Raw genomic sequence first — 11,900 nt, 5'->3', positions numbered from 1 at the left:
ATTGATTAAAACCAACGTGTTGCGTTAACATTACTATAATGTATAAAACTAGGTTGCATGGGATCGACCACTTGAAGAACCATCACGCTGCTGCGTAATTTTTCGCTTATACCGCTTATTGAGCTGCATAGGGCCCGAATCAACATCGCATGGCTTTTTTTGCGCTTATATTGAGAGGTAATTCTAGTCGATATGCCATAATTTTCGAATAAAGGAACCAACAACGATTCAAATTTAGAACGCTCACATTTGTGGTCACCATGTTTGTAAACTGCCGACACATCCCTACTTAAAGCCAGCAAGTCATCTTGAGATTTTTGTAAATCTGCAGCGTGAGTCACCTGTATTGCTTTTTTTACCAATTTAAAAAAAATACTCATGATGGTTTCATGATCATATTCTAAAGAAGGTCTAACAAGGATCTGGTCCACTGCTACATCTAAAGCATGATATCCTTTTAAATTTTTTGCTAACGGATCGGCCCCAGCATCTAGAAGCAGACCTACCACAACATCCCTGCTTTTGGCAACTGCTTTATGAAGGGGAGTGTCACCAGCGTTATCTGGTATTAAAGGGTCAGCACCAGCTTCCAGTAATGCTTGCACGATCTGAGGATCACACTTCCCTATCACATTGCAAGACTCAGCATCATTATTGTGTACAGCATCACTACTGTATTCTTTACGCCTATCATTACGCCTATCTCTACATCGTAATATGGTTGAGACTACTACACTATCCCTGCACGAAACTGATAAATTCAGCGGTGTTAGCCCATCCCTACCTTGCTTATTTATATTCAATTTTAACGACTTACTCCCGTTCACAGGAAATTTTTTGTCTAATAGTAGTTCCACCATATCTAGATCACCAAACCCAGTCGCTATAAAGAGCGGAGATACGCCATTCTTATCGAAACATGTGCAATCAGTATCTAATTCCATTAGATATTTAACTGTAGCATAATGACCGCTTTGAACCGCACGATATAGAAGGGTACAATGATCCTTATCTATATAGATGTACAATCTTGTAGACCATCTCCTTATCTTGGCGATTAGCCATTCTTTTTGATCCTTCTATTATGACATTGATCATACCTTCTAACCTTTCTTTATTACTACATTGGGCTACAACATGAAGCATGAAACTATGCTTCGATTCCATATAACACCAAGGATCCACATACTGTACCAAATAACACAGAATCTTTAAGCTATCTGAATGACCTACACGAGCATACTCTGTAAATGCTACATCCAGCGGTGTTGCGTTCACGCTATTTCTTATATTCAAAATTTCTATCAGACTACTCCATGCAGCATCACCTGTTAACCCTTGCAGTGCTTTAATTTTAATAAAAGTGTTGATTAAGTAGTATACGATTTCTAAGCTAGATAGCTCTACTGCTTGGTGCATAATTGTGTATTTTCCGTCACCAAACCTTAGAGAAAAAACTTTTTCACATGCGACTAAGTCATAGCCACGAAGCGTTTCAAATAATAGCGCTACTATATCCAGATTGTTTTTAAGCACTGCCCGACTCAACAGAGATAATTTCATGCCTTTTATTTTTTCGCTTCCACAACCAGCTATTAGGTATATTACCTTGCCACAAGGGTACGTTATAGGGTTATTTTTAATGTATTCTAGAAGTTCTTTCAATAGACTTAATTTGCCTTTTTCTATTACTATACAAAATTCAGTCTGCTCATCGTAAACTTTACACAAATCAACTGTAGACCAATCAAACTGATTCGTAACGCCACCTTCACCCTCATCGCTTAAACTGCAATCTGATGTTGGCAGGTATTCCCCATTATCACTAGAACTCCTCATAGTAGATTTACTATATTTGCTACAAGAAGTAGTAAATAATAGAAACCCTACGCAAATGACCACTATTACATGGAAACATTGATTATTGCCACACATACTTCATTCATAATGCCTACAAAAAATGATTATAGTAAATTATTTGTTAAAACAAAAAGCATTATAAGCTGAATGATAGTAAAATCAACAGACCTTCTTCAAAACCTATTTGTGATCAGCAGTTTTTAGGAGAAGCGCAGTCGCCAGAATACTAAATGTATTTAAGGAGCATAGACCACAAAATTGCCATTTAGCAATAGATTTTGCAGAAGGTCTAATAGAGGGTTATATTCATTTCATTTGACAATCAAACCATTATAAAAATCTGTTGTAAGGCATCAGCTACCACTGGAACGGCCGCTCCTATATCTCCTGCTCCAATGGTAAGGATAACCTGATGTCCTTTTATGGTAGCACAAGCAGCCAGTGCTGTGGGCAAATGATCCATCGTTACTAAGGCTTTTCTTGTACAGCTTAGTTGATCAAAAATAAGTTGCGCGGTAACACCTGGAATGGGGGCTTCTCTGGCTGGATAGATGGGCAATATAAAAACCTGATCTGCTAGACTTAGACTGGTAGCAAATGGTTTATAAAAAGCCTGGGTACGTGAAAAAAGATGGGGTTGAAAAATAGCGGTTATCGTACTGCTAGGATAGAGCTTTTTAACCGAATGTAGCAAAGCGCTAATCTCTACAGGATGGTGGGCATAGTCATCTATCAGTAGATATTCTGGACGGTTGCAAACGAAGGAAAAACGTCTTTTTATACCGGGAAAACTGGCCATAGCAGTACGTATTTGGCTGGCTGTTATGCCAAGCATCAAAGAGATTGTAATGGCTGCTAAGCCATTTTCAATATTATAGGGCCCAGCTATAGGTAAAACTAGATTCGCAATGGTTGCATCGGTGCCCACATAGTCAAAACTGCTTTGATGGGGTGCAATAGCTATATTACGCGCAACAATATCGCCTTGATCCAATCCATAGGTCAGAAAGGGTGTAGGATAATGTTTACGCACTGCTAATTGCGCTGCAGCCCTATGTTGTATCAGTAAGTGTTGTGGATTCCGTTGGATAAATGCTATAAAACCAGCTGCCATCAGGGCTGATGTTGTATAGGTTTCTGGATGATCTGGATCTGCAGCAGTTACCATGCTAAAGGTGGGTTGAAGATGGAGGAAAGACCTATTAAACTCATCGGCTTCTGCTACCATTAGTTTTACTCGATCTAATGAACAATTAGATAACAAATTGGTATCATATAGACGCATGATACCGCCCACAAAAGCAATCATTGGCAGGTTGCTTTGATAGAGTATATGGGCAATCATAGCTGAAGTAGTGGTTTTGCCATGTGTGCCGGCCACTGCTATGGTGGTAAACTGCCTAGAAATAAGTCCCAGCACTACTGCACGTGATTGGATATTGTAACCAGCCTTTTTAAAGTAGGTTAAAAGAGGGCTGTCAGTGGGAATGGCGGGTGTATAAATGACTAGGGTCTGGCCAGGATGGCGGCAAATAACTTCAGGGATCGAAGTAGGCGTATCCTCACAATGGACCTCTATACCTTCTTTTCTAAGCTGTAACACTATAGGAGATGGGCACTGATCATACCCAAAAACTTGGTACCCTTGCTTAGCCAGCAAGCGTGCCAGGGCGCTCATGCCAATGCCGCCAATACCTATAAAATATATAAAAGTGTAATCGTTAAACGGTAACATAACTATGGGTTTGGGGTTTAATAAAAAGTAAGCTAAAAATGGTTGGGGCATTTTCCTACTATGGCCATAACATTGAACGGTTTATGTAAACCGATCGGGGGCAAGTTTTGAAAAGTATTTCTTTTTTTTGATAAAAAAATCCATCAATATGCTGCCTTTATACCTATTCGGCAATGGTCGTGTAGAAGGTTTTACCATACATTTTTTTTTAAGCTTAAAAAAATCTATCTGTGCTTTTAAAATGGCCCAGCTATGTGCAAACTTGCCCAGCATTAACATCCAAAAAATAGCCAATAGGTCTAGACACACATTTCGTATCTTTTGCATCAAATGATTGGGGTGATGCTTATATAGCAGGAGCAATCTATTTCTAAAATTTAAATAGGTTTTCTTAGGGCTATTATAGGGCAGCGTAGCGCCTCCTAGATGGTAAACGGTACTGCTGCCGCAGTAATAGACCTTCCAACCGGCAAGTTGCGCGCGCTGGCACCAATCAATTTCTTCAAAGTGGGCAAAGAAAAGCTCGTCAAAGCCACCTAGCATATGAAAGGCGCTGGCACGTACCAATAGGCAAGCCCCACTGGCCCAAAAAACAGCTCTTGTATCGTCGTATTGTCCGTTGTCTTTTTCAATGCGATTAAAAATTCTTCCGCGACAAAAGGGATAGCCATAGCCATCTATAAACCCACCAGCTGCTCCAGCATAATCAAAGTGATCTGGTTTTTTTAGCGCAAGTATTTTAGGTTGGCAGCATGCGATAGCAGGATCACCCTCCATAAGGGCCAATAGCCTTTTTAACCAATGTTTGGTAACCAGTAGATCATTATTCAACAATAGGTAATAGGTAGCTTTAAGCTGCCGTAAGGCCAGATTATATCCTTTTGCAACGCCATAATTTGCATCATGCACGATACAGGCTACGGTTGGAAAATGAGCCTGTATATAATCTACAGATCCATCGGTAGAGGCGTTGTCCACTACTACTATTGGATAGCCATTACTATACCGCAATAAGGTAGGTAGATATGCTTTTAATAATGGTAGGCCATTATAGTTTAACACTACAATGGCCACACTGATCGGATCCTGATTAGGTAGCTGCTTATAGTAAGCCTGCATGCTGTTGCATGACTTCTTGAGTCTTATAGTCAATCTCTTCCAATGCTAAGTTAGCAGCACCCACTATAAGCTCCTCAACCATTTTTTTGTCCGCTTTATTGAGCAGGCTTTCATCTATTGATAAAGCCCGCAATTTTTTATCTCCACTTACTGTTACCTTGACGAGCCCAGCGCCTGTTTCTTTGGTTACGATGAGTTGGTCTAATTCTTTTTTGACCGCTTCGATCTTTTCTCGGGCCTGGTCCATTTGTCCAAATAGCGCTTTTATATCCATAGGAATAAGATAAAAATTAGTGTGATAGACTTCTTTGGAAACGCTAACTTCTGCTGGTAATTTGCACGTTGATCCAGTGGATCTGATCCGGTGCTTAAATCCTCACGTACATCTAGTACGCTGTGGTTTTGCGCTCCGTGTCGCCTACAAATTCCTCAGCATAAGTTAGCGTTTCGAAAGCAGTCTACTGCCTAAAAACAAAATAAAAACTACTTTCACTACTTTTTTTTATGCGCTTGCACCATACTGGTTATCCAATACCTTAGCGGCGCTAAGCTATGTACCACCACCAGCCATAGGGCAAGCGTTACAATAGCGTAATGCTGCGCCATCAGTAGTCCAGTAAAAAGCCAAATCAGAATGGGCATATCTATTAAAAGCATAGATAAGGCTAAATACAAACCATGGCTCACTTTACCACCAGACAACATTTGGATGAGCTCCCCTTTGTCATGGCTGATTAAGCTATCTAATAGCCAAGTTAACCCTAAAAAGATAAAGAATTGTTGAATGCCTAGCTCAAATCGATGGGTTTGCAAAATTTTAATAGGCTTTATCTTAAACCCCAACATGGCTACCGCTGCAATGGAAAGCATGGTCAAAGCAAAAAATATAGGAAATCGAACTGGAAAAATTTTTCCGGCATAACTTAACCCAGTTAACCTATTGGCTTCAGGTTTAATAAGTAAAAACAGCACTTCAGCCAGGAGCAAAAGCAAAAAAGTAATTTGAACCTTACCTGCTGATGCAGGGATAACCTGCGTACCATCCTGAACAGTTTCCTTACGCCATGCAGCTAGCCTTATAAGCCATTGATCCGGAATATATCCAACTAGTAGGCTACTGGTCACTGTTATGCCAACTGTGATGGCCACAATCATCCCTACCAGATCGACTATAGATAGCCCACTATTTCCTGCCACTACAATAAGCAGTATACCTGAAATAGATAAAGGACTAGCCAATAAGGCCATATGTGCCGCAATGCGCAGCGCAACAAGCAACCAGGACTTACCTGTATATGGAACCTCTTGTAGAGGTCGATGGAGCCATTTGGTATCCCCTGTTAAGAAGACAAAAGCATAGCAAAGCAGTACAACCAAACAGCCATAATGGTTGGTAGCCTGCTTGATACAAGCAGTGAGTTTGGTTTCCAGTAGATAAAAAAAGCCAGCCGCTTCTAATGTAGCCATCAGAAGGAGCCAGGTTGCCTGTAGGAGCATTAAGTCATTAGGCGGAGGGACAGGTTGCATCCAAAAGGTTAACAGTCCCAAGCCCAGTCCACTCAATAACCCAAGCGCAACCCCACCCAAACGCAAACCTATTATCAGCACCAATAGGAGCATAGGCCATCCAGTTGTAGATATCATAAAATAAAATATAATATAATATAATGAGGCTCCCCCCTTCGGAAAGGGAGGTCTATTATAGACCACCAATACAAATCAGGAAAAATCCAATACCCACTGCACCAGCAATGGAAACCAAACCTGGCAACATAAAACTATGGTTAAAAAGAAACTTACCAATTCGGGTAGTGCCTGTAGTATCTAAGTGAATAGCAGCCAGCATGGTAGGATAAATGGGAATAATAAAAACACCATTAACCGCTGCTGCAGAAGCCAATAATACTTTAGGCGGAATCCCTAGGGCAATACCCAGTGGAAATACAGATTTAATCGTGGCAGCAGAGCTGCCCATAATAGCAGCCATACAGATTAGGATAATAGAAAACTGCCAAGGTTTAGAAAGATAAGTGGATATAAACTCCAATAAAACGGGTTGATTGCTTTGCACAAAGGTACTGCTTAACCAAGCAATACCTAGAATAGAAAACATCCCTTGTATGCCAGCAGTAAATGCTTTACCCCGGGTAATAGACTTCGGTGAAATCCGGCAGAGCAGCATAATAGATGCAGCAGTGGATAACATCACAAGTGGCATAATATAATCAGATGGCAAAAGGACTTTTATGCCATTTATTTCCCAAGAAGGGCGTAAACATTGCAACGCATCTATTAAAACAATCGCCAAACTGCCGAGTAAAAAACAAACAATCGAGTGTTTTGCTACCCTAGCACCAAAAGGCAGCAGCGTAGGTGCAGCAGCTGTTGTTGTCTTTTCTGTAACTGTTGAAGTGGCCGGCATGGTTTTACTCAATAAGCTGGTTACAAATGTTGCCAGCAGTAGTCCGCCAACCGTTGATGGAATAATCACCTTAAAAATGGTGACCATTTCTATTCCAGAAACCCTTAACAATCCACTTAAAATAACCATTATAGCAGAAATAGGACTGGCAAGTGCACCGTGTAAAGCTGCAATCACAGAAAGGGACAAAGGCCGCTCCGGACGAATGCCTACTTCTTTAGAAACCTCTGCGATAACAGGTAAAATAGAGTACGCGATGTGATTGGTGCCACCCAAAAAGGTAATCGCATAGGTAACCATAGGGCTAATGTATATGATGCTACGCGGATGTTTTCGGATACATAGCTCAGCCAGTTGTACCAAATAGCTTAAACCACCTGCCGCTTCTATAGTGCCCACTGCAGCCACTACTGCAGCAATACAAAGCATGATTTGAAAAGGAGGATCTGCTGGTGGCGCATTTAAAACGAACATAAACAACCATACACCAAGGCCACCTAACATGCTGAGGCTCATGCCTTGTAGCCGAGACCCCAAAAAAGAAGCCAGCAAGAGTATACTTAACCCTATAAGAAACATTTGAGCAAGTGAATTTAATAATGTAATAGATGATCCTCAACAAGAAGACTACTGCCCTCCTGTTGTACTTAGACCTTCTGCAAAACCTATTTCTAATGGCAATTTTGGTGTCGAAGCTTGTCTATGCTCCTCAAATACATCCAGTATTCTGCGGTGCTCGACTGCGCTTCTCCTAAAAACTGCTGATCACAAATAGGTTTTGAAGAAGGTCTCTTGTAACCACACAAGTAAGCAAATATACATAAAACAGTGCAAACAATAACTCCCCTTTGAAACCCAATTTTTGGTGCGCAGGTTTTAGTTTAAATTTTATTTAAAAAAATATTTTACTATAATGATTTTTGAGCTTTTTAGCAAAAAAAAACGCATATAACCTTTAAACATTATAAAGCATGTAGGGGTCTCCTTGGATATAGGAAATTATTGTACGTTAAGGCTGTTTTCTGTACTAAAGATGTTCTTCTTTTTCTTCCAGGTTATTGTATAAATTTACCTGATTAGCAACATGTTTCAGACATTACTTTTCCCACTTTCCAGCAATTTATTAAAAGTGCTTAGCATCGCTTTTTTCATTGTTTACAAAGTACAATTTCTGAATACGACATACCTGCGAAGCGCTGTACCCGGTAGCTTGTGCGGTATCTTGAATGCTTAGTTTTTTAACACTTCGATAATATATTACCTTCTGGTGACGCTCATGATCAGCCTGTTTTCCACGATATTTACCCTCTTGACGTGCTCTTTCGATTCCCTGTTTTTGCCGTTGCTGACGGCTCAACCAATCCTTATACGACATTGCGGCCATTAGATCCATGAGCATATTATTGATGGCAGAAATCACAGCACGAGTTATTGGATCATTTTGTGATGGTTCTTTGTCAGACAAAACCTGCCATGAAGTTGGGATGTCCAGACTTACAATTCTCAATTCATGATGTTCAATCTGCTTTTTGAGTGTTAGCCAGTCACTGTTACTAAGTCTGGTCAGCCGATCTATTTGTTCTACTAGTAGAATATCATTTCGGTGACTATCCATTAGTAATCGTCCCAGTTCTGGTCTTTCCAGTTTTGTTCCGCTGATATTTTCTCGGTAGTAGCTAGCGATTTTGTGTCCTCTCTCCTGAACAAACTGCTCGAGCATTTCTTTTGCTCGATCTGCAAACTGATCTTCTATTGAAGCTCTCAAATAAGCTCTGATGAACATATTCTAACGAATTTATCGTATTTAGGTTATGTCATTGAATCTATTGCATATAGGTTATTTCATTGATTCAATTTAATAATTTTTAAGATATTTCATTGAGGTGTACCATTATGCGATAAAAATTTAAACGAAAATTAATCTACAAAATAATTATCAATGCAAACTATATGCCTAGGAGACAAATATTAATACGCACCGCAAGCCAGCCAATAGGTTCGGTTTTTCTGTCTTGCTTTGTTACCTGAAGAACATAGGGATGATCCCAGATAAAAAATCACTACTTTCCGATTTTTTACTCAAGCATATCGCTAGCAGACTTAATTTATCAAATGAACTTTGGAAAGATTATGCATCAGGACGAGACACCACTCGCAGGGAACATTTAATAGAACTATACCACTATCTAGGACTAAAAAAATTTACAAAACAGATTCAAAATGATTGCATTTCGTATTTAATTCCACTTGCAAAACGCACTGACAAGGGTATTCTTCTTGCACAAGAACTTCTAAAGTATATGCAGCGGAATTGCGTGATTATTCCCACTATTGATGTACTGGAGCGAACGTGCTCAAAGGCCATGGCTGCTGGTGATAAAATAGTATTCTCGGAACTGAATGCTCAACTTATATCAGAGTATAAGGTCAATCTAGACAGCCTTCTGATTGCATTAAATAATCATCTTTCACGTCTATCTTGGATTCTTCAACCTCCTGGTAAAATTAACGGAAAAAATGTATTACAGCACATTGAACGCTTGAATACGATCATGGCAATAGACTTACCGGTAGGGATCGGACGTTTAGTTCATCAGAATCGGTTACTGAAACTGGCCCGTGAGGGTCGGAATATGAGCAGCCGAGATTTGACTAAGTTCTCATCAAGCAGACGATACGCTATTCTAATATGTGTGATTGAAGAAGCCAGAGCTACACTTACAGATGAGATCATCGATTTGCATGAGCGTATCTTGAACAGTATGTTCAGCCGGGCTAAAAGGACTCAGGCGGAGCGACTCCAGCAAACAGGTAAACTTATCCAGTCTAAACTGTACCAGTATATTGCTATTGGTCAAGCATTAACTGAAGCCCGTGAATCCGGAGAAGATCCATGGACTGCTATTGAACATGTTATGCCATGGCAAAAATTTATTATAAGTCTAGAAGAAACCCGTTTTTTGACCAAAAAAAGTAATTTTGATCCACTGCATATTATTATTGAGAAATATAGTACGTTACGTAAATACGCTCCAAGAATGTTGTCTGCGTTGGAACTGAATGCCACGCCAGCTGCACAGTCACTAGCCGAGGCTCTGACAGTCATCAGAGAAATGTATCATAAACAGTTACGAAAGGTCCCACCAATGGAACCGTTGGATTTTATTCCTGAAAACTGGAGGAAAGTGGTTATTGCACCCACCGGAATAAATCGACAGTACTATGAATTTTTCGCTCTTAACGAACTGAAAGACGCGCTTCGTTCAGGGGATATCTGGGTAAAAGGTTCTCGCCGATATAAAAATTTTGACGATTACCTCATTCCTAAAAAGGAGTTTAATAAGTTGATTCAGAATCATCAGTTACCACTTTCTGTCCCTTTTGATTACAGTCAATATATTGGAAGTCGCCTAACATTATTGAAATCACGACTCGAAGAGGTAAACAAAATGGCCCTTATAGGTGATTTACCTAATGTTGAAATATCTAATAAAAGAGTAAAGGTCACGCCATTGGATAATAGTGTTCCTGCAGAGGTTTCACCGCTGACAGCCCTGGTTTATAGTATGTTACCTCATCCTAAAATTACAGAGATACTGGATGAAGTAAACGACTGGACAGCGTTTACTGACCATTTTTCTCATCTCAAAAATGAGGTCATCCGCCCTGATACTCGGCTCCTCCTAACCACTATCCTGGCTGATGGAATTAACCTTGGGCTAGGTAAAATGGTAGAGGCCTGTCCTGGAGTTACTAGATCTTCACTGGAAAGTATTCAGGCGTGGTATATACGAGATGAAACGTATTCAGCTGCTCTTGCTGAATTAGTTAATGCGCAGGGAAAGCAACCTATGGCGATATACTGGGGTGACGGTACTACATCGTCTTCAGACGGTCAGAACTTCAGAGTCGGAAGCCTTGGACGCTACGCTGGACAAGTCAATCCTAAATATGGACAGGATCCTGGTATTCAGTTTTATACGAATATCTCTGATCAATACAGTCCATTTTATACCAGGGTTATCAGCCGGGTAAGGGATTCAACTCATGTACTCGATGGCTTGCTGTATCACGAAAGTGATCTAGAAATCCGGGAACACTATACCGATACATCTGGTTTCACCGATCATGTATTTGCCATGATGCACCTACTTGGTTTTGAATTCTGCCCAAGAATTCGAGATCTACATGACAAACGACTTTTTATTCAAGGAAAAGCCCAACAATACCCTGGACTTCAGTCTATTATATCTTCGAACAGCCTGAATCTGAAAGATATCAAATCAAACTGGGCTGACGTGCTTCGTCTAGCCACCTCGATCAGCCAGGGGACAGTTACTGCATCCCTAATGCTCAAGAAGTTGGCCAGTTATCCAAAACAGAACGGTCTGGCAAAAGCTCTCAGAGAAATCGGGAGAATAGAAAGAACATTATTCATGCTGAACTGGTTTCGAGATCCAGCATTGCGTCGACGTGTACAAAAAGGGCTTAATAAAGGAGAAGCCCGTAATGCCCTTGCCCGTGCGGTATTTATGCACAGGTTGGGGGAAATCAGGGACAGAAACCTGGAAAATCAGAGCTACCGTGCCAGTGGACTAACACTGCTCACAGCTGCCATCACGCTATGGAACACGGTCTACATCGAAAGAGCTGTAGACTCTCTGAAAAAACAGGGAATAAAAATCAATGATCAATTGTTATCACATCTATCTCCATTAGGATGGGAGCATATCAATTTGACAGGAGATTATATCTGAACAAGAA

General features: G+C 40.4%; 9 protein-coding genes and 1 pseudogene. 1 reads left to right on the top strand and 9 read right to left on the bottom strand.

Annotated elements, in window-relative coordinates; all coding sequences use genetic code 11:
- Nucleotides 1-5: 5 nt before the first annotated feature.
- The 9 genes from FPG78_RS02840 to FPG78_RS02805 form a co-directional block, all read right to left on the bottom strand.
- The gene (locus tag FPG78_RS02840) at nucleotides 6-1,028 is read right to left on the bottom strand and encodes an ankyrin repeat domain-containing protein (RefSeq protein ID WP_144086520.1); all 1,023 of its coding nucleotides are present in this window, start codon (nucleotides 1,026-1,028) and stop codon (nucleotides 6-8) included.
- On the bottom strand, nucleotides 1,009-1,935 hold the full coding sequence (locus FPG78_RS02835; RefSeq protein WP_144086519.1) for an ankyrin repeat domain-containing protein: 927 nt from the start codon (nucleotides 1,933-1,935) through the stop codon (nucleotides 1,009-1,011). The genes FPG78_RS02840 and FPG78_RS02835 overlap by 20 nt, the downstream gene beginning before the upstream one ends.
- 247 nt (nucleotides 1,936-2,182) lie before the next feature.
- A complete protein-coding gene (gene murC, locus FPG78_RS02830; protein WP_186292426.1) occupies nucleotides 2,183-3,595 on the bottom strand; it encodes a UDP-N-acetylmuramate--L-alanine ligase in 1,413 nt (470 codons plus the stop codon).
- Between the two features lie 81 nt (nucleotides 3,596-3,676).
- Complete coding sequence (locus FPG78_RS02825) at nucleotides 3,677-4,714, bottom strand: glycosyltransferase family 2 protein (protein WP_144086517.1); 1,038 nt, start codon at nucleotides 4,712-4,714, stop codon at nucleotides 3,677-3,679.
- Nucleotides 4,698-4,988 (bottom strand): YbaB/EbfC family nucleoid-associated protein, encoded by a 291-nt coding sequence (locus FPG78_RS02820; RefSeq protein WP_144086516.1) that lies wholly within the window; start codon nucleotides 4,986-4,988, stop codon nucleotides 4,698-4,700. The genes FPG78_RS02825 and FPG78_RS02820 overlap by 17 nt, the downstream gene beginning before the upstream one ends.
- A gap of 218 nt (nucleotides 4,989-5,206) precedes the next feature.
- Nucleotides 5,207-6,358, bottom strand: coding sequence for an anaerobic C4-dicarboxylate transporter family protein (locus FPG78_RS02815; RefSeq protein WP_144086515.1), 1,152 nt, complete (start codon nucleotides 6,356-6,358; stop codon nucleotides 5,207-5,209).
- A gap of 55 nt (nucleotides 6,359-6,413) precedes the next feature.
- Complete coding sequence (locus tag FPG78_RS02810; RefSeq protein WP_144086514.1) at nucleotides 6,414-7,715, bottom strand: anaerobic C4-dicarboxylate transporter family protein; 1,302 nt, start codon at nucleotides 7,713-7,715, stop codon at nucleotides 6,414-6,416.
- A gap of 92 nt (nucleotides 7,716-7,807) precedes the next feature.
- The gene (locus FPG78_RS08065; protein ID WP_255431722.1) at nucleotides 7,808-7,942 is read right to left on the bottom strand and encodes a hypothetical protein; all 135 of its coding nucleotides are present in this window, start codon (nucleotides 7,940-7,942) and stop codon (nucleotides 7,808-7,810) included.
- 317 nt (nucleotides 7,943-8,259) lie between these two features.
- Nucleotides 8,260-8,919 carry a recombinase family protein gene (locus FPG78_RS02805; RefSeq protein ID WP_144086174.1) on the bottom strand — a complete coding sequence of 220 codons (660 nt, stop codon included), beginning with the start codon at nucleotides 8,917-8,919 and terminating at the stop codon, nucleotides 8,260-8,262.
- A gap of 184 nt (nucleotides 8,920-9,103) precedes the next feature.
- Here FPG78_RS02805 and FPG78_RS02800 point away from each other — a divergent pair.
- A pseudogene (locus FPG78_RS02800) lies at nucleotides 9,104-11,890 on the top strand (Tn3 family transposase); the annotation flags it as partial.
- Between the last annotated feature and the right edge of the window lie 10 nt (nucleotides 11,891-11,900).

It is taken from the genome of Cardinium endosymbiont of Dermatophagoides farinae (assembly GCF_007559345.1).
GTDB lineage: Bacteria > Bacteroidota > Bacteroidia > Cytophagales > Amoebophilaceae > Cardinium.
This window is presented reverse-complemented; position numbering and strand designations above follow the sequence as displayed.

Coding starts and splice junctions, on each gene's coding strand:
- FPG78_RS02810 (WP_144086514.1), bottom strand. CDS start 7,715: ATGTTTCTTATAGGGTTAAGTATACTCTTGCTGGCTTCTTTTTTGGGG.
- FPG78_RS02805 (WP_144086174.1), bottom strand. CDS start 8,919: ATGTTCATCAGAGCTTATTTGAGAGCTTCAATAGAAGATCAGTTTGCA.
- murC (WP_186292426.1), bottom strand. CDS start 3,595: ATGTTACCGTTTAACGATTACACTTTTATATATTTTATAGGTATTGGC.
- FPG78_RS02835 (WP_144086519.1), bottom strand. CDS start 1,935: ATGTGTGGCAATAATCAATGTTTCCATGTAATAGTGGTCATTTGCGTA.
- FPG78_RS02815 (WP_144086515.1), bottom strand. CDS start 6,358: ATGATATCTACAACTGGATGGCCTATGCTCCTATTGGTGCTGATAATA.
- FPG78_RS02825 (WP_144086517.1), bottom strand. CDS start 4,714: ATGCAGGCTTACTATAAGCAGCTACCTAATCAGGATCCGATCAGTGTG.
- FPG78_RS02820 (WP_144086516.1), bottom strand. CDS start 4,988: ATGGATATAAAAGCGCTATTTGGACAAATGGACCAGGCCCGAGAAAAG.